This is a genomic window from Rhizobium sophoriradicis (genome assembly GCF_025200795.1).
Lineage (GTDB): Bacteria > Pseudomonadota > Alphaproteobacteria > Rhizobiales > Rhizobiaceae > Rhizobium > Rhizobium sophoriradicis.
This window is the reverse complement of the sequence record NZ_CP104152.1, coordinates 2,210,763-2,237,171: the sequence shown is the minus strand read 5'-3', so window position 1 is coordinate 2,237,171 and position 26,409 is coordinate 2,210,763. Positions and strand designations below refer to the sequence as shown.

The 26,409-nt window shown below is 62.2% G+C and carries 25 protein-coding genes and 1 riboswitch; of the genes, 18 read left to right on the top strand and 7 right to left on the bottom strand.

What is annotated here, in order from left to right; all coding sequences use genetic code 11:
* Positions 1 to 52 precede the first annotated feature (52 nt).
* From N2597_RS11210 to N2597_RS11185, 6 genes are all read left to right on the top strand, one after another.
* Positions 53 to 1,159 carry an HlyD family secretion protein gene (locus tag N2597_RS11210; RefSeq protein WP_077989338.1) on the top strand — a complete coding sequence of 369 codons (1,107 nt, stop codon included), beginning with the start codon at positions 53 to 55 and terminating at the stop codon, positions 1,157 to 1,159.
* Complete coding sequence (locus tag N2597_RS11205; RefSeq protein WP_077989337.1) at positions 1,149 to 2,177, top strand: DUF2955 domain-containing protein; 1,029 nt, start codon at positions 1,149 to 1,151, stop codon at positions 2,175 to 2,177. The genes N2597_RS11210 and N2597_RS11205 overlap by 11 nt, the downstream gene beginning before the upstream one ends.
* Positions 2,178 to 2,322: 145 nt before the next feature.
* Positions 2,323 to 3,678, top strand: a complete 1,356-nt coding sequence (locus N2597_RS11200; RefSeq protein WP_106796701.1) for a DUF3300 domain-containing protein — start codon at positions 2,323 to 2,325, stop codon at positions 3,676 to 3,678.
* Positions 3,679 to 3,698: 20 nt separating this feature from the next.
* Positions 3,699 to 4,655 (top strand): DUF2950 domain-containing protein, encoded by a 957-nt coding sequence (locus tag N2597_RS11195; RefSeq protein WP_183599316.1) that lies wholly within the window; start codon positions 3,699 to 3,701, stop codon positions 4,653 to 4,655.
* Positions 4,656 to 4,735: 80 nt separating this feature from the next.
* Positions 4,736 to 4,969, top strand: a complete 234-nt coding sequence (locus tag N2597_RS11190; protein WP_038689522.1) for a DUF2171 domain-containing protein — start codon at positions 4,736 to 4,738, stop codon at positions 4,967 to 4,969.
* 120 nt (positions 4,970 to 5,089) lie between these two features.
* Positions 5,090 to 5,275 carry a DUF3008 family protein gene (locus tag N2597_RS11185; RefSeq protein WP_038689520.1) on the top strand — a complete coding sequence of 62 codons (186 nt, stop codon included), beginning with the start codon at positions 5,090 to 5,092 and terminating at the stop codon, positions 5,273 to 5,275.
* Positions 5,276 to 5,290: 15 nt separating this feature from the next.
* On the opposite strand, the gene N2597_RS11180 is transcribed toward N2597_RS11185, so the two are convergent.
* A complete protein-coding gene (locus tag N2597_RS11180; RefSeq protein ID WP_183599318.1) occupies positions 5,291 to 6,007 on the bottom strand; it encodes an MgtC/SapB family protein in 717 nt (238 codons plus the stop codon).
* Between the two features lie 242 nt (positions 6,008 to 6,249).
* On the opposite strand from N2597_RS11180, the gene greA reads away from it, so the two are divergent.
* Positions 6,250 to 6,732, top strand: a complete 483-nt coding sequence (gene greA / locus N2597_RS11175; RefSeq protein WP_077989333.1) for a transcription elongation factor GreA — start codon at positions 6,250 to 6,252, stop codon at positions 6,730 to 6,732.
* Positions 6,733 to 6,777: 45 nt separating this feature from the next.
* Here the strand turns inward: greA and N2597_RS11170 are convergent, their stop codons facing one another.
* On the bottom strand, positions 6,778 to 7,707 hold the full coding sequence (locus N2597_RS11170; protein ID WP_183599320.1) for a LysR family transcriptional regulator ArgP: 930 nt from the start codon (positions 7,705 to 7,707) through the stop codon (positions 6,778 to 6,780).
* 100 nt (positions 7,708 to 7,807) lie between these two features.
* On the opposite strand from N2597_RS11170, the gene N2597_RS11165 reads away from it, so the two are divergent.
* Positions 7,808 to 8,416 carry a LysE/ArgO family amino acid transporter gene (locus N2597_RS11165; protein ID WP_039620276.1) on the top strand — a complete coding sequence of 203 codons (609 nt, stop codon included), beginning with the start codon at positions 7,808 to 7,810 and terminating at the stop codon, positions 8,414 to 8,416.
* 146 nt (positions 8,417 to 8,562) lie between these two features.
* Here N2597_RS11165 and N2597_RS11160 read toward each other — a convergent pair whose 3' ends face one another.
* On the bottom strand, positions 8,563 to 8,772 hold the full coding sequence (locus tag N2597_RS11160; RefSeq protein ID WP_183599322.1) for a hypothetical protein: 210 nt from the start codon (positions 8,770 to 8,772) through the stop codon (positions 8,563 to 8,565).
* 71 nt (positions 8,773 to 8,843) lie between these two features.
* Here N2597_RS11160 and N2597_RS11155 point away from each other — a divergent pair, with 71 nt between their 5' ends.
* Both N2597_RS11155 and N2597_RS11150 read left to right on the top strand, forming a co-directional pair.
* Positions 8,844 to 9,785 (top strand): LysR family transcriptional regulator, encoded by a 942-nt coding sequence (locus N2597_RS11155; protein ID WP_170961533.1) that lies wholly within the window; start codon positions 8,844 to 8,846, stop codon positions 9,783 to 9,785.
* Positions 9,786 to 9,884: 99 nt separating this feature from the next.
* The gene (locus N2597_RS11150; RefSeq protein ID WP_003560194.1) at positions 9,885 to 10,040 is read left to right on the top strand and encodes an entericidin domain-containing protein; all 156 of its coding nucleotides are present in this window, start codon (positions 9,885 to 9,887) and stop codon (positions 10,038 to 10,040) included.
* A 96-nt stretch (positions 10,041 to 10,136) separates the two neighbouring features.
* On the opposite strand, the gene N2597_RS11145 is transcribed toward N2597_RS11150, so the two are convergent.
* Together N2597_RS11145 and N2597_RS11140 are read right to left on the bottom strand one after the other, a co-directional pair.
* Positions 10,137 to 10,487, bottom strand: coding sequence for a hypothetical protein (locus tag N2597_RS11145; protein ID WP_009994696.1), 351 nt, complete (start codon positions 10,485 to 10,487; stop codon positions 10,137 to 10,139).
* Between the two features lie 33 nt (positions 10,488 to 10,520).
* Complete coding sequence (locus tag N2597_RS11140) at positions 10,521 to 11,522, bottom strand: glycine betaine ABC transporter substrate-binding protein (RefSeq protein WP_179363772.1); 1,002 nt, start codon at positions 11,520 to 11,522, stop codon at positions 10,521 to 10,523.
* 633 nt (positions 11,523 to 12,155) lie between these two features.
* On the opposite strand from N2597_RS11140, the gene N2597_RS11135 reads away from it, so the two are divergent.
* Together N2597_RS11135 and N2597_RS11130 are read left to right on the top strand one after the other, a co-directional pair.
* A complete protein-coding gene (locus N2597_RS11135; RefSeq protein ID WP_183599324.1) occupies positions 12,156 to 13,610 on the top strand; it encodes a cobyric acid synthase in 1,455 nt (484 codons plus the stop codon).
* A gap of 270 nt (positions 13,611 to 13,880) precedes the next feature.
* Positions 13,881 to 14,969 carry an adenylate/guanylate cyclase domain-containing protein gene (locus N2597_RS11130; protein WP_086156459.1) on the top strand — a complete coding sequence of 363 codons (1,089 nt, stop codon included), beginning with the start codon at positions 13,881 to 13,883 and terminating at the stop codon, positions 14,967 to 14,969.
* Positions 14,970 to 14,974: 5 nt separating this feature from the next.
* Here N2597_RS11130 and N2597_RS11125 read toward each other — a convergent pair whose 3' ends face one another.
* A complete protein-coding gene (locus N2597_RS11125) occupies positions 14,975 to 16,765 on the bottom strand; it encodes a chloride channel protein (protein WP_077989331.1) in 1,791 nt (596 codons plus the stop codon).
* Between the two features lie 254 nt (positions 16,766 to 17,019).
* A riboswitch (cobalamin riboswitch) is annotated at positions 17,020 to 17,168 on the top strand.
* Positions 17,169 to 17,740: 572 nt separating this feature from the next.
* On the opposite strand from N2597_RS11125, the gene cobU reads away from it, so the two are divergent.
* Genes cobU through cobO form a run of 4 tightly spaced genes read left to right on the top strand, consistent with a single transcriptional unit; the run spans position 17,741 to position 23,889 of the window.
* Positions 17,741 to 18,265 (top strand): bifunctional adenosylcobinamide kinase/adenosylcobinamide-phosphate guanylyltransferase, encoded by a 525-nt coding sequence (gene cobU / locus N2597_RS11120; RefSeq protein ID WP_106796706.1) that lies wholly within the window; start codon positions 17,741 to 17,743, stop codon positions 18,263 to 18,265.
* A gap of 6 nt (positions 18,266 to 18,271) precedes the next feature.
* The gene (cobW, locus tag N2597_RS11115) at positions 18,272 to 19,318 is read left to right on the top strand and encodes a cobalamin biosynthesis protein CobW (RefSeq protein ID WP_183599326.1); all 1,047 of its coding nucleotides are present in this window, start codon (positions 18,272 to 18,274) and stop codon (positions 19,316 to 19,318) included.
* A gap of 3 nt (positions 19,319 to 19,321) precedes the next feature.
* Positions 19,322 to 23,257, top strand: coding sequence for a cobaltochelatase subunit CobN (gene cobN, locus N2597_RS11110; protein ID WP_183599328.1), 3,936 nt, complete (start codon positions 19,322 to 19,324; stop codon positions 23,255 to 23,257).
* Positions 23,254 to 23,889 (top strand): cob(I)yrinic acid a,c-diamide adenosyltransferase, encoded by a 636-nt coding sequence (cobO, locus tag N2597_RS11105; RefSeq protein WP_183599330.1) that lies wholly within the window; start codon positions 23,254 to 23,256, stop codon positions 23,887 to 23,889. The genes cobN and cobO overlap by 4 nt, the downstream gene beginning before the upstream one ends.
* Positions 23,890 to 23,912: 23 nt before the next feature.
* On the opposite strand, the gene N2597_RS11100 is transcribed toward cobO, so the two are convergent.
* Positions 23,913 to 24,698: a TSUP family transporter gene (locus tag N2597_RS11100; RefSeq protein WP_183599332.1), complete on the bottom strand. Its 786-nt coding sequence runs from the start codon at positions 24,696 to 24,698 to the stop codon at positions 23,913 to 23,915.
* A gap of 99 nt (positions 24,699 to 24,797) precedes the next feature.
* Here N2597_RS11100 and N2597_RS11095 point away from each other — a divergent pair, with 99 nt between their 5' ends.
* The gene (locus N2597_RS11095; RefSeq protein ID WP_183599334.1) at positions 24,798 to 25,217 is read left to right on the top strand and encodes a cobalamin biosynthesis protein; all 420 of its coding nucleotides are present in this window, start codon (positions 24,798 to 24,800) and stop codon (positions 25,215 to 25,217) included.
* Between the two features lie 69 nt (positions 25,218 to 25,286).
* A complete protein-coding gene (locus N2597_RS11090) occupies positions 25,287 to 26,237 on the top strand; it encodes a nucleoside hydrolase (protein ID WP_183599336.1) in 951 nt (316 codons plus the stop codon).
* Positions 26,238 to 26,409 lie beyond the last annotated feature (172 nt).

Below are 26,409 nucleotides of genomic sequence, written 5' to 3'. Positions count from 1 at the left end.
TCCGGCGCTGAAACTCTCCGCGCTTTACGCAACGCTTCGGAAGGATATTGTCGTGGTTTCCGAGAACTTGGACGAGCCTGCCATTTCGTCGACGCCGCGCAATCCGCTGCGCAGGATCGCCCTGATCGTCGTCCTGCTGGCGCTCGCCCTGTTCGTGCTCTCCATCTTCATGGAGCGGCGGACGCCATCGACCTCGCAGGCTCAGGTTCAGGCCTATATTGTCGGCATCGCGCCCGAAGTCACCGGCCGGGTCGTGGAAGTCGGGGTTGCCGACAACTCCCGTGTCGAGGCCGATCAGGTTCTCTTTCGTATCGATCCCGAGCGCTATGAACTGGCCGTCAGCGAGGCCGAAGCAGCGCTTGCGAGCGTGGGCCAATCGATCGGGGCATCGACTGCATCAGTCGATGCGGCGCAGGCCAAGCTTGTCCAGATGCAGGCCGACAGAGACAATTTGCGCGATCAATATGCCCGGGCGACCGAACTGGTGAAACGCGGCGTTTTCTCGAAGGCTCGGTTCGATGCAGCCAAATCCGCTTATGATCAGGCGGAGGCTTCCGTTTCGGGGGCGCAGGCCGACCTTGCCAAGGCGAAAGAGCAACTCGGCCCGTCCGGCAACGACAATCCGCAACTGCGCGCTGCTCTTGCCGGACTGGAGAAGGCGCGGCTCGATCTGGTGCGCACGACCGTGCACGCGCCTTCTGCCGGTGTCGTCACCAACCTGCAGCTCACCATCGGCAAGGTGGTCTCGGCCGGCCAGCCTGCCATGACCTTCATCGACGCCGGCACCATCTGGATCAATGCGGCCTTCAAGGAGAACAGCCTGGAGAAGGTCGCCGTCGGCAACAAGGCGGACATACTTTTCGATGCGCTTCCCGGCCGGCTGTTTCCGGCGACGGTCGAGAGCGTCGGGTTTGGCGTATCGCAAGGCAGCACGGACCCGAACACCGGATTGCCGACGATCCGAAACGATAGCGGCTGGGTCCAGGAGGCGCAGCGTTTTCCCGTCCGGCTCGTCATCGAGGAGGCGCAGCGGCCCAAGGGCGGCGTGCGCTACGGCTCGCAGGCGACGGTCGTCATCTATACGGGCGACAACCCGGTGACCAATGCCTGGGGATCGCTCTGGATCCGCATCAAATCGGTGCTGACCTATGTCAATTGAAAGGAGCCCTGCGGTCGAGGCGCAGAAACGCCAGGGGTTGCGGGTGGCGCTGGCGGTCTCCGTCGGCTTCACGCTCGCGGTCCATGCTGGGGCTATCGTGCCGTTCCTCGGTCCGCTCTTTGCCGCCCAGTTCCTGCTCGGCAGCTCGCGCCCTATGCCGTTCGGTAAGACCGTCGGCGCGGCGGTGGTCATTCTGATCGCCGGGATGGCGATGATGGTTCTGACCAACGTCCTCGGCGACCGTCCGGCGCCCTTTCTTCTGATCCTGGGGCTGACCTATTTTGCGTGCTTTGCCGCACAGTCGACGGGAAAGGGAGGACCCGCGGTCTTTCTCGTACTCGTCGTTTCGATCATCGTGCCTCTGCTCGGCATCCTGAACAAGGAACTCGCCAATTCCATCCTGTCCATCCTGGTCGCCGGGGTGCTGTCGGGCACGGTTCTAATGTGGTTCGCCCATGCGGTCTTTCCCGAACCGCTCTCCGGGAATGTCGAGGCGGCACCAATCGAGCGGCGACCGCCGGCCTTGCTTCGGGCGCTAGCAAACACGGTGATCCTTCTCGGCTCCGTCGTGATCTGCCTGACGAGCGACAACCTGACTGCTGCGGCGGTCATTCCGATAACGGTGGCGTCGCTGCTCGGGCAGCTGGACATTGCCGCAAGCGCGCGAACGGCGATCGGGCTCGTGCTCGTCAACCTCTTCGGCGGCGTGCTTGCCTCCGTCGCCTATGCCGCCCTGTCGCTGCGCCCCAATCTCCTCTCGATCTTCCTCATCGTTCTCATCGTCGTCCTTCTCATTGGAGGGCGTGCTGCCGGCCGCTCGAGGAACGCTCCGGTTTTTGCCGGCGCCCTGACAATCTTCCTGATCCTCTTCGGTCTCGGGGTCTCGCCTCTGCCGGGCAGCGCTGCAGAATCCTTCGCCACCCGCATCATCTATGTCGCGGCAGCCTTGATCTACGCGCTGCTGTTTGCCGCGATCCTGTGGCCGCGGACGGGGGAAGCGAAGAGGATGCCGGCGTGAACGGCCGCTTCGCCGCAGCTCGGTGCATCAGCGGTACCAGTGACGCTTCCGCTGTCGATTCCCGTCACCGGAATGAATGTAAGCGCGATTGAATGTATGGTGCGAACAGCCGACACACCATGTCTGACCGTAAGGAGGATTTGAGATGGCTAGACCTCACGCATTGTTGCTCGCCACGGCCCTGTTCCTGCCTTTTCCAGGCCCCCCGTTTTCACCACATCTGTTTCTGACCGCCACCGCGCAGGAGCCGGTCGCTTCCGGTCCCGTCGCGGCCGAAGATGACGCGCCGGCGCCGCTCAGCGAAGACGAACTCGATATATTGGTGGCGCGAATCGCGCTTTATCCGGACGAACTCGTTGCCCTCGTCACGTCGGCATCGCTCTATCCGCTGCAGGTCGTGGAAGCGGCCCGGTTCCTCGAAACCTTGAAGAAGCAGCCCGAGCTCAAGCCGAAGACGACGTGGGACGGCAGCATCGTTTCCCTGCTGAATTATCCGCAGATCGTCACGATGATGAGCGAGGATCTGGATTGGACGCAGTCTCTCGGTGAGGCGCTCTCCTACCAGCAGAAGGACGTTCTGATCGCCATACAGCAACTGCGCGACAAAGCGGTCGCCGACGGCATCATCAAGACCGATGACAAGATCAAGGTCAGCCAGGAGAACGACAACGTCGTGATCGTCTCCGCCAGTCCCGAAAAGATCTATGTTCCGCAATACGCGCCGGAGATGCTGTATGAACCGAACTTTGTCGCCGAGCCGATCGGCTTCTATCCCGACCCCTATCCAAACTACTACTATCCAACAGCCACCTTTTTCGCAGGCGTGGTGACGGGAGCGGTGTGGGCCGCCGCCGTCGACTGGAATCGCTGGGGCGTATGGGGCGGGCGCTGGAACGGCAACGTCGATATCGACTGCAACAATTGCCTCAACAACATTAACGGCAAGGTGAACATCAACGATGTCGACTGGAAAAACGTCGACCGCAGCAAGATCGTGTTCGACGGCGCCCAGTTCAACAAGATCGATCGCAACGCCTTCCGGACCAGTATCGTGGCGAACGCCGGCAACAGGGTCGGAGCAAGAGGCAACGACCGTGCGAACACGATCCGCGACCAGCCGGGCAAAGTCAGTGTCAACGATGTCCGCAAGAGCAAGATCGATGCGGACAGGGTAAATGCTGCTCGCAACAAGGCAGGCAATACAGGAGCCGCCGTTGGAGGCGGGAAGGCAGCGCAGGCCGCACAGAACCACAGGCCCGACGCAAGAACGACGAACAGGGCAGCCGAAATTGCACAGCCTGGGGTCAACGCCAAACGCCCGGTCGCAAAGCCGAAGCCCGCGGCCAAGGTCGACAGCCGGCCGAGAAAGCCTTCGGCGCTCGGTCAGGTCGACAGCGGCAGGCGCGCTCAGATGCAGTCCAGCCGAGGCAGGCAGGCCATGGCCGGTGGCAATCGCGGTGGCGGTGGAGAAATGCGCCGCGGCGGCGGCCGTCGCCGGTGACCGGAAGAAGGAGGAACGTCATGACAAAGTCAGTCAGAAACATGCTTCTGGGTTTGGTATTCGCCCTTGCGGCTCTCGCCACCGATCCGGTTTTGATGTCTGCAGCAGAGCCATCCGATACAACCGTCATCGCGGGCTTCGCTTCGCAGAGCGATCCGCCGGTATTCGACACGCCGGAACAGGCCGTCGACGCCTTTAAAGCGGCGCTCGCAGCTGATGATTTCGACAAATTCGCGGCACTGCTCGGTATCGATGCAGCGAAAGCGAAGGCGGGCGAAGGGGTGATGGACACCTACGCACAAATCCGGGACGGCACACAGAAGAAGATCGTCGTGAATGATGTCGATGGCCGCAAGATCATCGAGATCGGCGACAAATTATGGCCTCTGCCATTTCCGATCGTGAAGGGTGGCGATGGCAAATGGAACTTCGACACCTTCGCCGGCTTCGAGGAGATCATCGAGCGCCGCGTCGGCGAGAACGAATTGCAGACCATCGAAACGATGCGGGCCTATGTCGACGCTCAAAAGGAGTATTCCTTCGCCGACCACGACGATGACGGCGTGCTGGAATATGCGCAGAAACTGATCAGCAGCGACGGCAAAACCGATGGTCTCTACTGGTCGCCCGATTTGGGCGCGGGCGATAGCCCGGCGGGCAACGCGCTCGAAGACAATGCGGCGCTTGACAAGGCGAAAGCCGGTGAGGGCTATTACGGCTACCGCTACAGGATCATCGACAGCCAAGGGCCGAACATCGCGGGCGGAGAGTTCAATTATGTGATCAACGGCAACATGATTGCAGGATTTGCCCTTATCGCCTGGCCCATCCGATATGGCGAAACCGGCATGCACACTTTCGCAGTGAACGCGAACGGTACGGTTTATCAGGCCAATCTCGGCCGGGAGACCGAGAAAATAGCTGCCGGCATCAGGACATTCAACCCGGACGACAACTGGGAGGTGACGGCCGATTGAACACGTTCAGCGTGCTTGGAACCAAGTCCGCTCCACGTCGTTGCCGCTTCGTAGCTGACAATGACGCAAAGGAGGAAATGATGATTTCCGCAGATCAGATCCGAGAACATATGGAAGTGCGGGCTGCAGACGGCACCCATATGGGGACGGTCGATCATCTCGATGGTCCCACCCGCATCAAGCTGACGAAGGCCGACTCGGAAGACGGCAAGCACCACCTGATCCCAATCGATTGGGTCGATCACGTCGACGCGCATGTTCACCTGTCGAAGAACGCCAGGGATGTCCGCAGCCAGTGGGCCACCATCAACTGACGAGCGGTCGGCTGCGGCTTTCGCCGCAGCCTTCTCCCCGCAAGGGAGGCCACAAAGAGGGCGACGAGAGCTGGATACCAGCTTGGGGGCGGCTGATCCCAAGCAAAAGGAGGTTTCGATATGCCAGCCAAGTCCAAGGCTCAGCAGAAGGCGGCAGGCGCCGCACTCTCGGCCAAGCGCGGTGAGACGCCCAAAAAAGAATTGAAGGGCGCTTCAAAACAGATGGTCGAGTCCATGAGTGAAAAGCAGCTGGAGGAATTCGCCTCGACCAAGAGAAAGGGCAAGCCCGAGCACGTCTCCAAATAGGAAGGCTCCGGGGTATCAGGTGGTCGTTGATTGCATCGAGAACCCTGCGACATCAAGGGCGGAAAGCGCTTTCAGAATCGCCCTCGATGACGCCTCGCGGTCGTCTGCCATCCATCTCAGCTCGTACGTCACGCCTGTGCGGCCATCGCTTGTTGGCCCGTATGCAACAAAGAGGGCACGGCATCCCAAGGGGTTCAGCAGCGCCGACAAGTCCGGTACCTCGACTTCGGAGCTATTGATGACCAGCGTTGCCTTGCGTTCGCAGGTCAGCCAGGCATCCAGGCGCTTCATGGGCGACAGGACGATGTAGGCGACAATCGTCGCCGCCGTCCCGGTGACAATCTGGCCGCCGCCGAAGCAGAGGCCGACCACCGTCATGAACCACAGGGTCGCTGCCGTGGTGACGCCGGTCATCATGTCGCCGCGCCTGAGGATCGCTCCACCGCCGAGGAAGCCGACGCCCGTCAGGACGCCCAGGGGAAAGCGCAATACGTCCATCTGCGTGAAGTAGCTGAAGGTCTTTCCGTATGTCGACAGAAGGAGATTGGCCTGGATCATTGCCAGGCAGGCGGCAAGCGCCACCAGAATCGTCGTCCTGAAGCCGGCCGCGTGGCCGCCGCGCTCGCGATCGAGGCCGATAAGGCCGCTGGCGATCACTGTCAGTACGATCCGCGCGGCGATATCCCACCAGCTCGGGGTCAGCGGCATGCTATCCGTCAGGAACGAAGGCATGTTTTGCTCCAGTCCTTGTCGCAGGCATTTCGCCGTTCGCCGGGCATTCGATCCTCCTCGACGCTATGCGGCGATAAACGCTGTGCGCGGCAGGACGTTCCCGAAGTCGTGACCGGGAAAGCCGCTGCCGATGGGGGAGATTGGCGGTTCGCTCGCAGTCGGTATATTGTATGGTGTCGACGAATACAGGGCGCAGTTGCCATCGGTGATTGGCGCGCACTGCGCCGGACATGGAGTTTTGATTGGCCGTTGCCTTCACCAAGGAAGAGAGTTTCGAAACCGCGTCGGAAACCCTATTGCCCGACCGCCCGGTTTCGCCGCATCCGAATCTCGTTACGGAAGCGGGATTGAAGGCTCTCGAACTGCAGTTCCAGCAGGCGCGCGAGGCCTATGATGCGACGAACACCATTGAAGATGTGAATGAACGGCGGCGGCAGGCTGCCAATCCATTGCGTGATCTTCGCTACTTAGCGGCAAGACTTCGCACCGCCCAGTTGATGCCTTACCCAACGTCAGTCAATGTGGTTGCCTTCGGCAACACGGTGACCTTCCGCCGTGACGACGGGCGGGTGCAAACTTATCGGATCGTCGGAGAGGACGAGGCCGATCCCAAGGCCGGCTCGATCTCCTACGTCTCGCCGGTGGCGCGGCTTTTGATGGGCAAGGCTGCCGGCGATGCCGCGGAGGCGGGTGGCCACGAGCTGGAGATCATCGCCATCGCATAGAGACGATGCAGAAGCGGCCGCCGGGGAAGCGGAGCCAACCGTCGATCAAAGGCCCGGGGAATCGGTTTTCGATCTGTCTTTTCCGAGATTGCGCCCTGCTACGCTGATGACTTCGCGCGTCAGCTCCGCTAGCCGATCGGCGGCAAAGCGGTTTATCTGCCAGAATAGCGGAACATCGAGGGGGGTGTCCGGCACCAGCTCCACCAGCCGCCCCGACGCCAGATGCTCGCGGGTCAGTTGAGTCGGGTTCATTCCCCATCCCATGCCCGATAGGGTTGCCTCGACGAAGCTTTGCGGCGAGGGGAGCCAATGGGTGGGATAGTCGAGATCGCGTCCGAAGGTTTGGCGGACCCACGTGCTCTGCAGCCTGTCCTTCTGGCTGAAGGTCAGAGCCGGAGCGTTGCGGATCGCCTCGGCGGTCACCCCTTGCGGAAAATTACTGGCGACGAAGTCGGGCGTTGCCGTCGCATGATAGCGCAGAACGCCAAGCGCGAAACGCCGGCAGCCCCTTATCGGCTTTTCCAGGCTGGTGACGGCCGCAATCACGCGGCCGCGCTGCAGCCATTCGGCGGTGTGATCCTGATCGTCGACGGCGATATTCAACAGATAGGAGGAGTTTCTAGCGAAGGTCGACATCGCCTCCACGAACCAGGTGCCGAGACTGTCGGCATTGGTGGCAATCTGAAGCGTCACCCTCTGGCGGGGTTCGTCGGGATCAACGAGCGCCGGCAGCTGGCCGAAGAGCTCGGCTTCGAGCATGCCGACATTTTCCATATGACGGCACAACCATTCTCCCTTTTCGGTTGCCGTGCACGGCGTGCCTCGAACGACGAGCACAACGCCGAGACGCTCCTCGAGCTGCTTGACGCGCTGCGAAACTGCCGAAGGGGTGACGTTCAGCACGGTCGCTGCGCGTTCAAAGCTGCCTGTCTGGACAACAGTCGCGACGGCACGGAGGGCGGGGTAGTCAAGCATGGATTAGCGCCGCTTAATTGAGATTAGGCAGATTAATTAGCCTAATTGCCGTCGCCGCGATAGCGAAGTCTGGTCGAAGCGAAAGGCGTTTGCAGAAGCTATGAATTTTTCAATCTATTTTACCGGCCTGGTGATGGGCCTCAGCCTGATTGTCGCGATCGGCGCTCAAAACGCCTTCATTCTCCGCCAGGGCCTGCGCAACCAGCATGTCTTTGCCGTCTGCCTCGCATGCGCACTGTCAGACGCCGTGCTGATCGTGCTCGGCGTCACCAGCCTGCAGCAGATTGCCCGGGTGATGCCCTGGCTTGATCCGGTCATGCGTTACGGAGGAGCCGCGTTTCTTGCCTGGTATGGAGCAAAAAGCCTCTATTCCGCCTTGCGGTCGAACGCCGCTCTCGCGGCGGCCGAGGCCAAAACGGCAAGCTTCAGGCAGACGCTTGCGACCTGCCTTGCACTCACCTGGCTCAATCCGCATGTGTATCTCGACACGGTGGTACTGCTCGGCACAATATCGACGCGTTATCCTGGGCAGCAGGCTTCGTTTGCCGCAGGCGCGGTGACCGGTTCCTTCCTGTTCTTCTTCTCCCTCGGATATGGCGCGACATGGCTGCGGCCGATCTTCTCGAAGCCATCGTCCTGGCGGATGCTGGAAACGCTAGTCGCTGCGACCATGTGGATCATCGCCTTCAAGCTCATGGGCGGAATGTGAGCGCTGTTCGACGGAACGATCATGCGGATCGCGACATCTCGGCACCAGGGTCAGGTGGGTCAATGGGGGTGGCTAGCTTTTGACGGATGGGCGCTTCCGACCACCGTGACCTTGCGCCAAGATCCGAAAAACTTCAGCTGCGCACATTATGCGCGCGATTCCACGATCCTCAGGTGGCGGGTCGGCCGGGCGGCTGCGCTCGGCAAAGGCAACTCCTCCCGCTGACAATCGGCCAGCAGGTGCGATGGGAATCGTTTCAATTCGCGCAGGGCATGTTCGTGATTTGCATCTCTGCGCCGGCGCGACTTGAATGCGGAAAGGGTCTGTAGGATATTCCAGGTGCTTGGTTGCGCCATGTCGAGCCTCCTTTGCTGCATCAGTTCCGATACACAGACTATGCGGAGCGATTGACATTCAATCAAACAAAATGATATTGGGTTATAAATCAGAAAAATTGAAAGATGCGACGATGAGCCTACCCTTTCGCCGTCCCATTCCTTTGCTTGACAACGATGTGTTGCGCACTTTCGTCGCCATCGCCGAGACGGGCAATTTTTCCACTGCCGCCGAGGCTGTCTTCCGCACGCCGTCGGCGGTTTCCATGCAGATCAAGAAGCTCGAGGAGCAACTCGGCGCGACGTTGTTTTTGCGCGACGCCCGCTCGGTGACGCTGACACGTCATGGCGAGATGCTACTCTCCTACGCCCGCAACATACTGGCGCTGTCGAACGAGGCGGTGTCGCGCTTCATCATGCCGGAGCTGACCGGCGTCGTCAGGCTCGGCGCCCCGGAGGATATCGGCGAGCGGCTGCTGCCGAGAATCCTGAAGAGCTTTGCCGAAAGCTATCCTGGCATCATGGTCGATGTGACGATCGACATGAGCGTTGGCCTCAAGAAGCGCATGGAGGAGCAGCGGCTCGACCTGGCGCTGATCAACTGCGCCACGCGGCCGTTCCCGACAGGCGGCGAGGTGGTGTTCCGCGAGCGGCTGGTTTGGGCCGGCGCCCGCTGCGGGTCGGCGCATCGCCGCGATCCCCTGCCGATCTCGATCTGGGAGGACGGCTGCATCTGGCGGCAGGAGGCTCTCGCCCAGCTCGAACGCAACAAGCGGCCTTATCGGGTCGCCTATCTCAGCGGCCACACGATGGCGCAGCGCGCCGCCGTGCTCTCCGATCTCGCCATCGCGCCGCTGCCGCTCTCCTATGTCAGCGAGGACATGGCGATCCTCGGACTTCAGGAGGGGCTGCCGGAGCTCGGCTCCTTCGATATCCGGCTGCTGACCGCCGCGCAGCTGTCAGGCCCGATCGAGACGGTAGCCGATAGCATCCGCGGCGCTTTTGCCGAAAGAGCGAAGGCGGTCGCCGCCTAAGGATGTCTTTCAGCGGTTGAACCTTTTGTTCCCTTGTGCGTTATCGGCGCGAACGGCATGACAGCCGTTCGGGGTTGATTTCAAACAAGGATATTCGAAATGACGACAACGGCCAAAATTGCCGCAGCCTTCATGGTTCTTCTTGCTCTTTCCTCCTGCGGCAACACGATCCGCGGCATAGGGAAGGACACGGCAAACACAGTGAATGCCACGCAGGATGCCGGCCGCTCGGTTGATCGCGCTGCGAAGAAGTAAGCGGTAGGTAGGTTTGCCGGGCTGATGAGGCTGGCTGACGCCTAAAGCCGGACCATTCTGTCAAACGGCCGGGACCGGGCCGGGGTCCGGACCACTTTAACGAGTGGCCGGGGGATGTGCCCTTTCTAGGCCGCCGGATCGGCCGAGCCCGGTCCGGAAGGCTTGATAGGCGGGGTGCTGGCTGGAGCGGGCCGTTTCCATCAGCCGGATTTGCAATCGGTCCGGCGCCTGGGTTCCGAGCCACAATCCGAGATTTTCGAGCTTCAGCGAGTTCAGGAAAGGCGATCCCGCGGCAAGATCGAGGTGGCGGCGCAGGCCGTCAAGCAGATTGTCGTCCTGGGCGGCATTCTCCATGAGAAGCGTCAGGTAGGATTTATCGGGCTCCGACAGCGCGGCGAGCTTCTCCGCAACGGTATCGCGGTCGGGAAAGGGAACGCTGGCTGTCATTCGAATCGTCCGGTCGTTGATCGTCTCCCGCGGTTATAAGCTCGCCTTGATCTTCTCGGCTATATCGGCCGGCACCCATTTCGACCAAAGATTCTCGTAATTGCGCAGGAAGTGGATCGCGGCATCCTCGTTGCTTTCGCGGTTTTCGTCCTGCCAGGCGAGCACCTGGTTGATCGTCGCGTTGTCCCATTTGCGAGCCTTGAGATAGGCCGTGACAGGCCCGGAGCGGGTGGCGAAGGATCTGGTCATAAGCGTGAAAGCGCGCGAGACCGGGTAGGAATTGAGCTGCGGCCTGGTGCAGCCGGCAACGGCGGTGCAGCCGTCCCATTCGCTTTTGTTATGGCCGACGCCGAAGCTCAGACGCGTCATGTCGTATTTGCCGAGGATGGCGGTCGGCGCCCAGTAATAGCCGAGCCAGCCGACCTTGTTCTCGAAGGCGCGGGCGATCGACGCGTCGAGCCGTTCCGGACTGCCGGTCTCGACGAGCTCGAAGCCCTTCTTGTCCGCGGCAAGCGCCCTGAAAAGGTTGGTGGTCGATATGTGGCAGCTCCAGTCGGCCGGGCAATTGTAGATTGCACCCTTGGATGTATCGTCTTCGGCCGGAAAAAGCTCAGGATGTCTTAGCGCGTCCTCGACAGAGCGGATGTCGGGATTGGCGTCGGCAATGAATTTCGGGATGAACCAGCCCTCGACGGCGCCGTCGGCGAGGATCTCGGCGCCTTGCACCAGCCGGCCGGTTTTGACGGCCTGATCGAGCAAGGCCCTGACGGAATTGATCCAGTATTCCGAGGCGATGTCGGGCGTGCCTTTTTCATTCATCGAGGCGAAGGTCGGCAATGTGTCGCCGGCGACGATGGTGACGGAGCAGCCATAGCCCCTTTCCAGAATGATCTTATCGAAATTTGCCGCAATGCCGGCCGAGGCCCATTTCATCTCGGCGATGGACACCTGGCCGCAATCTTCGGCGGCAGCCGGCGCAGCAATGGAAAAAGCCGCGGTAAAGACGGCCGATATCAGAAGCGTCTTCATCGTCATTCCCCGAATTTACTTTGCTGGGACGCGCCGCTGGGTCCCAAAAAAATTATCTGCAAAGCTTTGGTGCGCCCGAAAGGGAGGATGCCTGCCGGCGATGCCGCAACAGGCCATCCTGTTCACGGACGCCGTTCATCCTTGCGGCTTCGGCGGCGGATCGCAGGTCATGTTCAACAATGGCGCATTTTGATCAAGCCTACGCGTTCGCCCGCAGAAATCAACCGCATTTTGCTCATGGTTGCGAGACTAAATGATTGAATTCGAAGAATTTATGTCAAATGGGCCGACAATGGCGCCGCCGATGGACTCGCGACCGCAGATGGGTTTTCGGAAGAAAATTCGCCGGCACTGCTGAAAAAAGTCAAAATTAACATTTGCGTAAGTCTTCAATAACTCTCCGGTAAGAATGTGCCGCTATCAGTGAGGTCGTAGCGGCAACGACCGCTGCTTCTCCGGTTCAGGTAGTGCGTACCGGAGAAAGCGAGCTTCGCCGTGTAGGGGCGAAGACGCCTGAGTTTTCGGCAAACCGCGCAGAGCCAAGGCCATGCGCGGTTTTCGCGTTTTGCCTGGGCAGATCACGCCTTGACCCAGGATCGGCCGCCATTGTAGGCCTCGCCGCAACGAAAGGCGATGGCCATGGCAAGAGCGATCATGCTGCAGGGAACCGGCTCGGATGTCGGAAAGACGGTGCTGGTCGCGGGTCTCTGTCGGCTGGCGGCCAATCGCGGACTGGCGGTCCGGCCGTTCAAGCCTCAGAACATGTCGAACAATGCGGCGGTTGCCGACGACGGCGGCGAGATCGGCCGAGCGCAATGGCTGCAGTCATTGGCCGCCCGCACGCCGTCCTCGGTGCATATGAATCCGGTGCTGCTCAAGCCGCAATCGGAAAACGGCAGCCAGATCATCGTGCAGGGCAGCGTGTTCGGACAGGCGAAGGGGCGGGATTATCAGCGGTTGAAGCCGCGCCTGCTCGGCGCCGTGCTCGAGAGCTTCGAAACAGTGGCTGCCGGAGCCGACCTCGTCGTCATCGAGGGCGCCGGCTCGCCGGCCGAAATTAATCTCAGAGCCGGCGATATCGCCAATATGGGCTTTGCGACCAAGGCGGGCGTGCCCGTCGTGCTCGTCGGCGATATCGACCGCGGTGGCGTCATCGCCTCGCTGGTCGGCACGCACGCGATTCTCGATGGCCGCGATCGAGCGATGATCGCCGGCTATATCATCAACAAGTTTCGCGGCGACGTCTCGTTGTTTACCGATGGCATCCACGCCATCCGGGGCTTCACCGGCTGGCCCTGCTTCGGCATCGTGCCGTGGCTGCCGGATGCCGCGCGCCTGCCGGCCGAAGATTCGGTCGTGCTCGAACGGCTGGTGAGGAGCGGGACGGGCGCGCTGAAAATCGCCGTGCCGATGCTGCCGCGCATTGCCAATTTCGATGATCTCGATCCGTTGAGAGCGGAGCCGGATGTCGAACTGGTCTTCGTGCGATCAGGCGAGCGGCTACCTGTCGATGCGTGCCTGGTCATTCTTCCCGGCTCGAAATCGACGATTTCGGATCTCGCCGATCTCAGGATTCAAGGCTGGGACCGCGATCTTGCGGCGCATGTCCGGCGCGGTGGCCGGGTGATCGGCATTTGCGGCGGTTACCAGATGCTCGGTCGCACGGTACGCGATCCGCTCGGCATCGAAGGCGGGACGAGCGAGGCGGCGGGGCTTGCGCTGCTCGACGTCGAGACCGAGATGGCGCCTGAGAAGACGGTGCGCAACAGCCAGGCCCGTTCGACCGAATACGACGTACCGCTCGCCGGCTACCAGATCCATCTCGGCGTCACCCGCGGCCCGGATTGCGTTCGGCCCTCGGCGATCGTCGACGGCGCGCCCGATGGAGCGCTGTCGACCGACGGGCGGATCATGGGCACCTATCTGCATGGGCTCTTCGGCAGCGACGCCTATCGCGCCCGGCTGCTTCAGAGCTTCGGCCTATCCGGCGAGCGGCGGAATTACCGTGACAGCGTCGAGCAGGCGCTCGACGAGATCGCCTTGGCATTGGAGCGTCACCTCGATCCGCACTGGCTGGCGGGGCTGCTCGGCTAGCCGCAGCGGTGCGGCCGAATTGCGCATCACTTTCACTCAACCGGGAGTAGCATCGCGACATCAAGCAGGCTAATGAATAAGAAGCGCGATTTCGCTCTTTCATCGTCTGTCCGGCGAGTTAGGCGCAGCAGGCCCGACGGCGGAAAGATTCCTTCACTTTGTCGCCCTCATTCGGAGATGCAAAAAATTAACGATCATATTCAGTGGCTTATCGAGCAGGGAATCACCTGTGAGCATATTGGCGATCTCGTCGCCGGTTTATGCGACCGGCTGATTGCAGACGGCGTTCCGATCTGGCGTGCGAGCATCAGAATGCCTTCCCTCCATCCCATGTATCGTGGCGTCGCCGCCAATTTCGAGCGGGGCGGTGCAATCGTTCTCGAGAATGCCGAGCATGGCAGTGAGACGGAACGCAGCTTCGAGAAGACGCCGATCTTTCACCTTTTGAGCCGCGACGAAAAAACCGGGCGATGGAACCTGGCGAAAGGCGAGGGGCTTGAGTATGCCGAGCTTCACGAATTCGCGCTTGCCGGCGGCACGGATCACGTCATTAGCATTTTCGAATTCCCGAAGGAGGTCGCGTTACGCGGACTGGGCTTTTCGCTCACCAGCGATGCGCCCGGCGGATTTTCCGACGACCAGCTGGCGATCATCCAGGAGCTGTTGCCGGCTCTGGGGCTGGCGGCCTACCGTGTCGCGGTGTCGAAGACCGCAACCGAAATCCTCGCGGTCTATACCGGCGCCAGAACGAGCGCGCGTATCCTTGCGGGGGAAACCCGCAGGGGAATGGGCGGCTCCATCGATGCAGCGATCCTGATTGCCGACCTGCGCAATTTCACCGCGCTGACCGAGGTATTCCAGCCCGCAGAGATCGTCGGGTTTCTCAACGAGCATTTCGAGCTGATCGACCGGCATGTCGAGGAAAATTCCGGCGAGATCCTCAAATTCATGGGCGACAGCGTGCTGGCGATCTTTCCAACAGAGGCCGAGGACCCGCAAAAGGCCTGCAAGGCGGCGCTAGCTTCGGCTCAGAATCTGCTGAAGGCAAACGAAGAGCTCAATCGGGAGCGCACGCGCCACGGCGGCCCGGATATCGGCATCGATGTCGTCTTGCATCTCGGGGAGGTTTTCTACGGAAATGTCGGCGCTCACGGCAGGCTGGACTTCACGGTGATCGGCAGAGCGGTAAACGAGGCTTCGCGGCTGGAAAAGCTGTGCGGGATGCTTGAGCAGCCCCTGCTGCTGTCAGCGAGCTTCGCGACGACCTGTGCCGTGCCCTGTGACTATCTCGGATCTTTCGAGCTGCGCGGCGTGTCGAAGGCGGCCGACGTTTTCAGGCTTGCCGGCGCCGCCTCATAAGGCACCTAAATCTCGCCCGATACTTCGCGGCGGCGGCGATCGAGTTCTTCGCTGTAACGGCGCAGCGTGTGGCTTTCGCTAAGCTGGCCGACCACCTTGCGCTCGATCAGATTGTTGACGACGGCGAGCGCTTCGCTTTCGCTCTTGTCGAAGATCGCCGCCGCCTGCCTGGCATTCATCTGCGGCTGCAGGAAGTCATTGCGGTAGCGGACGAAATCGGCAAGCGTCTGGCTCTCGTCCTGAACATCGGTCGGGTTGGCGTAGATCTCCGGCACCAGCACGAGCCCGGCATATTTGTCGTTTTCCTCGACGAGAATGACACGCTGGGTCGAGCCGATGGGGAAGGCCTTCTTGAACTCCTCCAAGGAGATGCCCGCCTTTGCGGTCTTGACGTCGGCGCGCATCAGCTTGTCCACCGTCAGGTTGCGGATCCAGCCAACGTCGTGGGCGCTGCGGATGCTTTCGCCGCGCAGATGGAAGCGCCATGTGGCGAAGGAATAACCGAAGGTCGAGCGCACGACGAGCGAGGAGGTGATGACGGCGGCAAGCACCAGCGCAGTGATCGGAAAATCGCCGGTGATCTCGAGCGCCAGGAAGGTCATCGTCAGCGGTCCGCCAATGACGGCGACGGCCAGCGAACTCATGCCGACCACGGCATAGATCACCGGCGTCAGCGTGGCATCTGCGAAATAAGGACCGCAATAGGCAAAGAGCTTGCCGAGCAGGGCGCCCATGAACAGCGAGGCGAAAAACAGGCCGCCCCTGAAGCCTGAACCGATCGAAATTGCCGAGGCCAGCGATTTCAGCAGAAAAAGGCTGATCAGCGCCGGGATGGTCACGTCGCGGGAAAGGTTGAGATGCAGTGCGCCGTGACCGGCCGATAGCACCTGTGGCGAGATCATCGCCAGGAGCCCGACGATTATGCCGCCGAGCGCCGGGCGAAAGGGCGGAGCGATCGCGCTTTTGCGCGCAAGCTCCTCGACGAAGGCCACGCCCTGCATGAGAAGAATGCCAACGCCGGCGCAGAAGACGCCGAGCAGCAGCGCCGGGACATAATCGGCCGGCACGACCGAGCCGAAGCTGCCGATATCGATGGTGAAATCCCCCTCGGCGAGCAATCTCGCGATGAGGGTGGAAACGAGGGCGGAGACGACGACCGGGGTCAGCGAGACGATGGTATAGGTGCCGATGATCAGTTCGAAGGCGTAGAAGGCGCCGGTCAGCGGCGCGTTGAAGGCGGCGGCGATGGCGCCGGCTGCGCCGCAGCCGACGAGAATGCGCAGATCCGAGCGGCGCAGCTGCAGCTTCAGGCCAAACTTGGAGGCAATGCCGGCGGCAAGCTGGGTATAGCCGGCCTCCAGGCCGACTGAGGCGCCGAAGCCGTTGGAGATCAGGTTCTGGACGGCGACGATGATGCTGTCGGTCAGGGAGAGACGACCGCCATGCAGCGCATTGGCCTCGATGGGGTCGACCATCGGCTTCTTGCGCCGTTTTGCCAGCACGAAAAGAAGCAAGCCGAGCAGGACACCGCCGATCACGGGGGCAGTCAGCAGCAGCATCTTGTCGTCGATCACCGACGAACTCAATCTTTCGCTGTCGGCGATGCCGAAAACCAGCTGGTGCAGTTCGTTGGAGACGAAGCTCATGCCGGTGACGGCGAGCCCGGAGGCGATGCCGACGACGGCGCCCGCCAGCGACAGGCCGACTTCGCTGCGGCGGGTCAGCGCACGCACCCGGCCCGGATCGAAGAAAACACGCAGCGCGCGCAGGCGGCGCCGATCCAATTTCATAAGCATGGCTAGACAACTAGGCGGGGAGAGGCCCGGTCAAGGGCGGCGGTGCCGTCCGCTTGCAACGCAATTGCGGCGAAAAGCCGGCGCGCGGGATAAATTTTTATGACGTAAGTCTCTGATATAAGACGACTTTTTATCTAGGATAAGTCGTTTTTATGCGAGATCCTCCTCCGACCGGCCATCGTCGCCGTCACACCAAGGCCGTTGACTCCATCCCCTGGCTTGCCTAACCATCCCTCAACGGATGGTCGTTTTGCCATCTCGACATAACGGATGGTTCCGGATCGGCAGTTGCCTTTCCGGATGAAAAGGGAATGTGACGGGGCGGACCCAAGCCGGGCGCCTTCATCACAGCCGACCCCGCGACTGTAGAGCGGTCAGGGTCTTCCATCCGGCATCGAGCTCTTTCGGCCGGCAGCCTGCAATGGTGCAGGCGGGCGGAAGGAGCGCATGCCGGAAAAGCCACTGGAAATGCATGGTGATCAACCGGGGTCGGACGCCTCCATCTCTACGAATCGTCCACCTTTTCACCGATGCAGCCGGGAAGGCGAGGCGGATCCGCTGGCACGATCAGGGGCGACCGGTTTTCCGGTCCGCCCCGATCGCGGCCGATAACCGCGAGCCAGGAGACCTGCCTTCCGTGCCGGGCGAAAAGCCCACCCTGGGCAAGTGGCCCGCTGCCAGCACGGAGGTTGTTTTGGCTGAACGAATGAATTCGGCGCTGCCTGGTGCGGCGCGATCAACTGGTGCCGTTTCGAGGCTTGCTGACGCTAGGCTCTTGCAAGGCGCTTACCTCTCCTCCCTCATTCCTGTGCTTGTCCCAGGAATCCAGCGTGCCCAAGTCTTTGGGCACAGGAGAATTATTACGTCAAATAGAGTCATTCACGGCGCCGACGCGCCGTTGCTGGATTCCTGTGACAAGCACAGGAATGAGGGCAGAAGGTGGGATGCCGCCTCCAGCAAAGGGACCGTTTGCTCATGACGACTGCCCCATTCACCACCGTCTTCATCCTCGGCGGCGCCCGCTCAGGCAAATCGCAATTCGCCGAATCCCTCGTCGTTTCGACCGGCCTTGATCGCCACTATCTCGCGACCGGCCGGGCGTGGGACGAGGAGATGCGGGCGCGCATTGCCCACCACAAGGCCGACCGCGGCCCGTCTTGGACCACGCATGAGGAGCCGCTCGATCTTGTCGGCAAGCTCGCCGCCATCGACGGCGAGGACCGTGTGGTGCTCATCGACTGCCTAACGCTCTGGGTCACCAACCTGATGATGGAAGAGCGGGACATGGCAGCGGAGTTTGCCGCGCTTGGGGATTTCGTGGCGCGAGCAAAGGCGCGGCTGGTCTTCGTCTCCAACGAGGTCGGCCTCGGCATCGTGCCGGACAATCGCATGGCGCGGGATTTTCGCGATCATGCCGGCCGATTGCACCAGTTGATCGCGGCGAAAGCCGCCGAAGTTTATTTCATCGCGGCAGGCCTGCCGCTGAAAATGAAGGGTTGAAGTTTCATGAACCAGAAGATTCCCGCAACCGTCATCACCGGCTTTCTTGGTGCCGGCAAGACGACGATGATCCGCAACCTGCTCACCAATGCCGGCGGCAAAAAAATCGCGCTCATCATCAACGAGTTCGGCGATCTCGGCGTCGATGGCGACGTGCTGAAGGGCTGCGGGGCCGAAAACTGCAGCGAGGACGATATCATCGAGCTGACCAATGGCTGCATCTGCTGCACCGTTGCCGACGATTTCATTCCGACGATGACAAAGCTGCTCGAGCGTGAACAGCGGCCCGACCATATCGTCATCGAAACCTCGGGCCTCGCCTTGCCGCAGCCGCTGGTCGCCGCCTTCAACTGGCCTGACATCCGCACCCAGGTGACCGTCGACGGCGTCATCACGGTGGTCGACAGCGCTGCTGTTGCTGCCGGCCGTTTCGCCGACGACCACGATGCCGTCGAGGCGGCCCGCAGCGAGGACGAATCGCTCGATCACGAGAGTCCGATCGAGGAGCTGTTCGAGGATCAGCTGACCTGCGCCGATCTGATCGTGCTCAACAAGACCGACCTGATCGATGTGGCGGGCCTCGGCCGCGTGCGCGACGAGGTCGCGTCCCGCACCCAGCGCAGGCCCGTGATGATCGAGGCGAGAAACGGCGAGGTGCCGGCCGGCATCCTGCTCGGCCTCGGCATCGGCACGGAGAATGATCTGGCCAACCGCAAGTCGCACCACGAGTTGGAGCATGAGGACGGCGCGCCGCACGATCACGATGAATTCGACAGCTTCGTCGTCGAGCTTGGCCCGATCGCCGATGTTGCCGGCTTCGTTGAACAGTTGAAGGCGATCATATCAGCCCATGACGTGCTGCGCCTCAAGGGCTTTGTCGACGTTTCCGGGAAGCCGATGCGCCTGCAGCTTCAGGCGGTCGGCAGCCGCATCGATCACTATTTCGATCGTGCCTGGGCAGCCGATGAAAGGCGCGCCACGCGCCTCGTCGTCATCGGCCTGCACGAGATGGATGAGGACGCCGTGAGGACGGCGATCGAGGCGCTGGCGTAATCGATGCATCTGCTTCTGGCCCAGCAGGGAACGATCAGCGACGGCGAGGAGGCGATCGACCTCGGGCAGACCCCGGGCGAGATCCTGTTCCTGTCGGCGGCCGACAGCGAGCTGGCGGCGATCGCGGCCGCCCATCGCGCCTGCGGTGGGCCGCATTCGCTGCGGCTCGCCAGCCTGATGAGCCTCAAGCATCCGATGTCGGTCGATACCTATGTCGAGCGCACGGCGCGGCACGCCAAGCTCATCATCGTGCGCGCGCTGGGCGGCGCCAGCTATTTCCACTATGCGCTGGAGGCGCTGCATGCTTGTGCGGCCCGCAGCGGCGCGCTGGTTGCAGTGCTGCCGGGTGACGCCAGGCGGGATGCGGGGCTGACTCCGTTTTCCAACATCGGGCTCGATGATCTCAATGCCCTCTGGACCTATCTGATCGAGGGCGGCGATGCCAATGCACGCGCCTTTCTCGATTATGCCGGTGCGATGCTGTCGGGCGCGCAGAAGCCGGCGCCGGCGGTGCCTTTGATGAAGGCCGGCATCTGGTGGCCGGGACGGGGGCTGATCGGGGTGGAGGAATGGCGGCGGGTTGCCGGTTCGCATGTTGCGCCACCTTCGGCCGCCGAGCGTGGGACGGAGAAGGTGGAACTCGAACCCACAACATCCCCCGTCGTCGCCATCAGCTTCTACCGCGCGCTTGTGCAGAGCGGCGAAACCAAACCAGTAGAAGCGCTGATCGAAGCCTTGCGGGCACTTGGTCTTCGGCCGCTGCCGGTATTTGCCTACAGCCTCAAGGATCCTGTCTCCACAGGCATTCTCGAAAGCGTATTTTCGGCGCTGAAACCCGAGGTCGTGATCAACACGACCGGTTTTGCGGTCTCGGCACCCGGCGCCGATCGGCAGCCGACGGTGCTGGAGGCGAATGGCGCGGTCGTGCTGCAGGCGATCCTGTCGGCCTCGTCGCGGGAAGCATGGGCGGCCTCCTCGCAAGGCCTGTCTGCGCGCGATCTCGGCATGAACGTGGCGCTGCCCGAGGTCGACGGTCGGGTGCTGGCGCGGGCGGTCTCCTTCAAGACGGCGGCGCGTTACGATGCGGCGGTCGAGACCAACATCGTCGCCAGCGAACCGGACGCCGGTCGGGTGCGCTATACGGCGGAACTCGCCGCCAATTGGGCGCGGCTGCGCGCCACACCGGCGCGTGACCGGCGCATCGCCCTTGTCATGGCGAATTATCCGAATCGCGACGGCCGGCTCGGCAACGGGGTTGGTCTGGATACGCCGGCCGGCAGCATTGAGGTGCTGCGGGCGATGAAAGCAGCGGGTTATTCAGCCGCCGATATTCCGGCCGACGGCGACGCGCTGATCAGGCATCTGATGCAGGGGCCGACCAATTCAGGGCATGACGGCCGAGTGATCCGCGAGACGTTATCCCTGAGTCGTTACAACAGCTTCCTGGCGTCTCTTCCCAATCAGATTCAGGATGAGGTGAGGGCTCGCTGGGGCGATCCCGAGAAAGATCCGTATTTTCGCGAGGGCGTCTTCGCTCTGCCTTTCGCCCGCTTCGGCGGCGTCCTCGTCGGCATTCAGCCGGCGCGCGGCTATAACATCGATCCGAAGGAAAGCTACCATTCGCCGGACCTCGTGCCGCCGCACGGTTATCTTGCCTTCTACGCTTTCCTGCGCCGCGAATTTGGCGCCGACGCCGTCATCCACATGGGCAAACACGGCAATCTCGAATGGCTGCCGGGCAAGGCGCTGGCGCTGTCGGAGAACTGTTATCCCGAGGCCATCCTCGGACCGCTGCCGCATCTTTATCCCTTCATCGTCAACGATCCGGGCGAGGGCACACAGGCCAAACGGCGGGCTACCGCCGTTATCATCGATCACCTGACGCCGCCTTTGACGCGCGCCGAGAGCTATGGGCCGCTGAAAGATCTGGAAGCGCTTGTCGACGAATATTACGAGGCCTCCGGCGGCGATCCCCGCCGCATCCGCCTGCTCAGCCGGCAGATCCTCGATCTTGTCACCGATATCGGCCTCGACCGGGATGCCGGCATAATCAGCGGCGAAAGCGAAGGCGAGGCGCTGAAGAAGCTCGACGCTTATCTCTGCGACCTCAAGGAAATGCAGATCCGCGACGGGCTGCATGTGTTCGGGGTGTCGCCGGAAGGGCGGCTGCTGACGGATCTGACCGTGGCACTGGCACGAGTGCCGCGCGGGCTGGGCGAGGGTGGGGATGCGAGTTTGCAGCGGGCGATTGCTGGGGATGTGCTTCAAAACCCCGCCCCAACCCCTCCCCACAAGGGGGAGGGGCTTGCTGGGCGCGCCGTCCCACCATCAGCTTTGGTCGGAGAGGTTGCCGCAAGTGCGACGGTAAGCCCCTCCCACCTGTGGGGAGGGGTTGGGGAGGGGTCTTCTTTTGACCCACTCGACTGCGACATGGCCGCTTCCTGGACCGGCCCACGCCCTCAGATTCTCGCCGACATTATGGATGCCCCCTGGCGGACCAGCGGAGACACCGTCGAGCGCATCGAACTGCTGGCGGCCAAGCTCGTCTCCGGCGAGATTGCCTGTCCTGCGGAATGGACGGCGACGCAGGCGGTGCTCTCCGAGGTCGAGACCCGTCTCAAGCCCTCGATCCTTGCCTGCGGCCCGGCGGAGATCTCAGGCCTGCTTGCCGGCCTCGACGGCCATTTCGTGGCCCCCGGTCCCTCCGGCGCGCCGACACGCGGGCGGCCCGATGTGCTGCCGACTGGCCGCAATTTTTACTCGGTCGACAGCCGCGCCGTGCCGACGCCGGCGGCTTATGAACTCGGCAGGAAATCGGCAGAACTGCTAATCCGCCGCTATGTGCAGGATCATGGAGAATGGCCCGTTTCCTTCGGTCTGACGGCCTGGGGCACGTCGAACATGCGCACCGGCGGCGACGATATCGCCCAGGCGCTGGCGCTGATCGGCGTCAAGCCGCTCTGGGATATGAGCTCGCGGCGGGTCTCCGGCTATGAGATCATCCCGCAGGCGGTGCTTGGGCGGCCTCGCGTTGACGTGACGCTGAGAATTTCCGGCTTCTTTCGCGACGCTTTTCCCGAGCAGATTGCGTTGTTCGACAAGGCGGTTCGCGCCGTCGGCGCGCTCGAAGAGGACGATGCCGACAATCCGGTAGCAGCGCGCATGCGCGGCGAAGCGGCAAAGCTTGCGGCCGCCGGTCTCGATGCCGCCTCGGCGAAACGGCGGGCGGGTTATCGGGTTTTCGGCTCGAAACCCGGCGCTTACGGCGCCGGGTTGCAGGCGCTGATCGACGAAAAGGGCTGGGAGCGGCGTGCCGATCTTGCCGAAGCCTATCTCGTCTGGGGAAGTTATGCCTATGGCGCCGGCGAGGAGGGCAAGGCCGAACGCGGCTTGTTCGAGGAGCGGCTACGATCTGTGCAAGCCGTCATTCAGAATCAGGACAACCGCGAGCATGACCTGCTCGACAGCGACGACTATTACCAGTTCGAGGGTGGCATGGCGGCGGCGGCCGGACAGCTCGCCGGGGCGCGTCCGGCAATCTATCATAACGATCATTCGAGAGCCGAGCGGCCAGTGATCCGTTCGCTGGAGGAAGAGATCGGCCGGGTGGTGCGCGGGCGCGTGGTCAATCCGAAATGGATATCCGGCGTCATGCGCCACGGCTACAAGGGAGCGGCGGAAATCGCCGCCACCGTCGACTATCTCTTCGCCTTCGCGGCGACGACGGGGGCGGTCGGCGCGCACCATTTCGAAGCGGTCTATCAGGCTTTCGTCGCAGATCCCGCCGTGCGCGATTTCATGGTCGAGAAGAACCCTGCGGCATTCGACGAGATGAAGAAGCGGCTGCGCGAGGCGATCGACCGCGAGCTCTGGACGCCGCGCAGCAATTCGGCCCGGTTTGACCTGGCCGCCACGCAACTGAATGAGGTGCACCGATGAACGACGAAACCCCGGAAAATGAAGCCGCCAAGGACAATGCGCGCCATGCCGAGAAGATGGCGAAGAAGAAGGCTGCGCGCGACAAGATCATGGCGACAAAGACGGGCGGCAAGGGGCTTATCATCGTCCATACCGGCAAGGGCAAGGGCAAATCATCGGCCGCCTTCGGCATGATCTTCCGCCATATCGCCCACGGCAAGCCTTCGGCCATCGTGCAATTCATCAAGGGTGCGATGTGGACAGGCGAGCGCGATCTGATCGAGAAGCATTTCTCCGACCTCTGCCAGTTTCATACGATGGGCGAAGGTTTCACCTGGGAAACGCAGGATCGTGCCCGCGACGTTGCAGCCGCCTCGGCCGCCTGGGAAAAGGCCAAGGCGCTAATCCGCGACGAGCGCAATTCGATGGTGCTGCTCGACGAGATCAACATCGCGCTCCGTTACGGCTATCTCGACATCAATGACGTCGTTGCCTTCCTGAAAAGCGAGAAGCCGGCCATGACGCACGTCGTGCTGACCGGCCGCAACGCCAAGGATGAATTGATCGAGATCGCCGATCTTGTAACCGAGATGGAACTCGTCAAACATCCGTTCCGCTCCGGCATCAAGGGCCAGGCGGGCGTAGAATTCTGATGCGTCTGGAGATGGCTCGGCGGTTAGACGCCGAGCCAGACACGCAGCGGATTTGCCGGGTCGGCAAGCAGCTTTACCGCGAGAGCGACGCAGACGATGACGAGCAGCGGCTTGATGAGCTTCGCGCCGATACGCATGGCGAGCCGTGAGCCAAGCTGGGCGCCGAGGAACTGGCAGATGCCCATCAGCAGGCCGATCTTCCAGAGGATGGCGCCGAAGCTCGCAAAAACGACCAGCGCGCCGAGATTCGAGCCGAAATTGAGAAGCTTGGTATGGGCGGTGGCCTTCAGCACGCCGAAGCCGGCGAGGGTGACGAAGGCGAGCATGAAGAAGGAACCGGTGCCGGGACCGAAGACGCCGTCATAAAAGCCGATGGCCGGCACCAAGGTCAGGCCGAAGACGAAAGGCGTGATGATCCGGTGTTTGTCGAGATCGTTGAGGTTCGGTTTGACGGCAAAGAATATCGCGATCGCCAGGAGCAGCACCGGCATGATCGCCTGCAGCACCTGTCCGGGCACGATGGTGGCAAGGGCAGCCCCGATCGCCCCACCCACCACGGCCATCAGCGCCATGGGCAGCTGTTCGTGCAACTGCACATGGCCGTTGCGGGCATAGGCGAGCGTTGCTGAGGCGGAGCCGAAGATCGACTGCACCTTGTTGGTGCCGAGCGTCTGTAGCGGCGGAATGCCCGCGATCAGCATGGCGGGGACGGTGATCAGGCCGCCGCCGCCGGCTATGGCATCGACGAAACCGGCGAAGAAGGCAGCCGCACAGAGCAGCAGCAGCAGATGGAGGGCGATGTCAGGCAAGAGGCTATTCCAGAAGAGCGTTCAGCCGGTCTTGTTGCATTTCCCCCGCCGAGCTGCAATGGCTGCGAGGACACAGCGACGGTGCATTCGACGGCTTCCATGAGTGACATTTCTTTCGATAGGGCGAAGCAACATGTGCTTGGGCTCGGCTGCGAGCGCGGGACGTCACCTGCGCAGGTGCTGGCGCTTGCCATCGCGGCGTTGCAAGCGGCCGGCATCCGCGAGTCGGAGCTTGCGGCCGTCGCTTCCATCGACAGCCGCGGGCAAGAAGCGGCGATCCTTGCCGTTGCGGCGCATTTTGCCGTGCCTGCCGTTTTCTTCGATGCACTGCGGCTGGAGCAGGAAACGCCACGGCTCAAAAATCCCTCCGCCATCGTCTTTGCCCGCGTCGGCTGCCATGGCGTGGCGGAATCAGCGGCACTTGCGGCGATCGGCGCGGATGCCGAACTGGTGCTCGGCAAGATCAAATCGGCGCATGCGACAGCGGCGATTGCCCGCATCGGGTTGCAGAAAGCCTGACGGACGTTATGTTGGCGGCAACTCGCGGCGCCAACCGGCAGCTCAGCGATTCATGTCTAGAGGACAATCATGCACAAGGTCATTTATGACACTGACCCGGGCGTTGACGACGCCATGGCGCTTCTTTTCCTGCACCGCCATCCCGAGATCGATGTGATCGGCATCACCACCGTTTTCGGCAATGCCTCGGTCGAGACGACGACGCGCAATGCGCTTTTCCTCAAGCGCGAGTGGGATATTCAGGCACCCGTCGCCAAGGGCGCGAGCGTGACCATCGATGCGGCGCGCGCCGAGCGGGAATGGCCGGCCATGGTGCATGGGGACAACGGCCTCGGCAATATCGAGGTGCCGCACACGATCGACTTGCCGCTCGATCCCCGGCCGGCGCACCGCTTCATCATCGACACGGTACGGGCTAATCCCGGCGAGGTCAGGCTGGTGGCCGTCGGCCGGATGACCAATCTGGCGATGGCGCTGAAGGAAGACCCCGAGATTGCCGGCCTGGTGAAGGACGTTGTCATCATGGGCGGCAATTTCTATGTGCCGGGCAATGTCTCGCCGGTCGCCGAAGCCAATATTCACGGCGATCCGGAGGCGGCAGACATCGTCATGACGGCGCCGTGGAAGGTGGTCGTCATCGGCCTCGACGTCACCTCGATCACCACGATGAGCCGCAGCTATCTCGGCGCAATGGCGGCCAAGGGCGACGCGGCGGTGAAGCTGCTTGACGGGCTGTCGCAGCATTACATCGATTTCTACAGCCATGCGGTCGATGACGGCATGATGGTGCATGACAGCTGCGCCGCCGTTTACCTCGTGGCGCCTGAGCTTTTCACCACCATCACCGGTTCGGTGCGCGTCGTCTGCGGCGGCATTGCCGATGGCCAGACGGTGATCAAACCGGACGGCCGCCGTTTCCCGCCGGGCGACTGGGACGGCCTGCCGAGCCAGATCGTCGCTACGGGTATCGAGTCTGAAAAGGTGATCGATCTGATCCGCGATACACTGCTTCGGGCCTGAACAGCCGGCAGGCCGGTGCAGACTGCTGGCCCGGCCCGCCAACACCGCTTTCGTCATGCTCGGGCTTGTCCTGGCTTGTCCCGAGCATCTGCCTCCGTTTGTTAGGGAAGCTGATCCTCGGCACAGGGCCGAGGATGACGCAAAACAGAGAGCGAAGTGTTATTTGTGATAA

Excerpts from the sequence above, each read along its gene's own strand:
- N2597_RS11205 (WP_077989337.1), top strand. The coding sequence starts at position 1,149 with ATGTCAATTGAAAGGAGCCCTGCGGTCGAGGCGCAGAAACGCCAGGGG.
- N2597_RS11200 (WP_106796701.1), top strand. The coding sequence starts at position 2,323 with ATGGCTAGACCTCACGCATTGTTGCTCGCCACGGCCCTGTTCCTGCCT.
- N2597_RS11195 (WP_183599316.1), top strand. The coding sequence starts at position 3,699 with ATGACAAAGTCAGTCAGAAACATGCTTCTGGGTTTGGTATTCGCCCTT.
- N2597_RS11190 (WP_038689522.1), top strand. The coding sequence starts at position 4,736 with ATGATTTCCGCAGATCAGATCCGAGAACATATGGAAGTGCGGGCTGCA.
- N2597_RS11185 (WP_038689520.1), top strand. The coding sequence starts at position 5,090 with ATGCCAGCCAAGTCCAAGGCTCAGCAGAAGGCGGCAGGCGCCGCACTC.
- N2597_RS11180 (WP_183599318.1), bottom strand. The coding sequence starts at position 6,007 with ATGCCTTCGTTCCTGACGGATAGCATGCCGCTGACCCCGAGCTGGTGG.
- N2597_RS11170 (WP_183599320.1), bottom strand. The coding sequence starts at position 7,707 with ATGCTTGACTACCCCGCCCTCCGTGCCGTCGCGACTGTTGTCCAGACA.
- N2597_RS11165 (WP_039620276.1), top strand. The coding sequence starts at position 7,808 with ATGAATTTTTCAATCTATTTTACCGGCCTGGTGATGGGCCTCAGCCTG.
- N2597_RS11160 (WP_183599322.1), bottom strand. The coding sequence starts at position 8,772 with ATGGCGCAACCAAGCACCTGGAATATCCTACAGACCCTTTCCGCATTC.
- N2597_RS11155 (WP_170961533.1), top strand. The coding sequence starts at position 8,844 with ATGATATTGGGTTATAAATCAGAAAAATTGAAAGATGCGACGATGAGC.
- N2597_RS11150 (WP_003560194.1), top strand. The coding sequence starts at position 9,885 with ATGACGACAACGGCCAAAATTGCCGCAGCCTTCATGGTTCTTCTTGCT.
- N2597_RS11145 (WP_009994696.1), bottom strand. The coding sequence starts at position 10,487 with ATGACAGCCAGCGTTCCCTTTCCCGACCGCGATACCGTTGCGGAGAAG.
- N2597_RS11140 (WP_179363772.1), bottom strand. The coding sequence starts at position 11,522 with ATGACGATGAAGACGCTTCTGATATCGGCCGTCTTTACCGCGGCTTTT.
- N2597_RS11135 (WP_183599324.1), top strand. The coding sequence starts at position 12,156 with ATGGCAAGAGCGATCATGCTGCAGGGAACCGGCTCGGATGTCGGAAAG.
- N2597_RS11125 (WP_077989331.1), bottom strand. The coding sequence starts at position 16,765 with ATGCTTATGAAATTGGATCGGCGCCGCCTGCGCGCGCTGCGTGTTTTC.
- cobU (WP_106796706.1), top strand. The coding sequence starts at position 17,741 with ATGACGACTGCCCCATTCACCACCGTCTTCATCCTCGGCGGCGCCCGC.
- cobW (WP_183599326.1), top strand. The coding sequence starts at position 18,272 with ATGAACCAGAAGATTCCCGCAACCGTCATCACCGGCTTTCTTGGTGCC.
- cobN (WP_183599328.1), top strand. The coding sequence starts at position 19,322 with ATGCATCTGCTTCTGGCCCAGCAGGGAACGATCAGCGACGGCGAGGAG.
- cobO (WP_183599330.1), top strand. The coding sequence starts at position 23,254 with ATGAACGACGAAACCCCGGAAAATGAAGCCGCCAAGGACAATGCGCGC.
- N2597_RS11095 (WP_183599334.1), top strand. The coding sequence starts at position 24,798 with ATGAGTGACATTTCTTTCGATAGGGCGAAGCAACATGTGCTTGGGCTC.
- N2597_RS11090 (WP_183599336.1), top strand. The coding sequence starts at position 25,287 with ATGCACAAGGTCATTTATGACACTGACCCGGGCGTTGACGACGCCATG.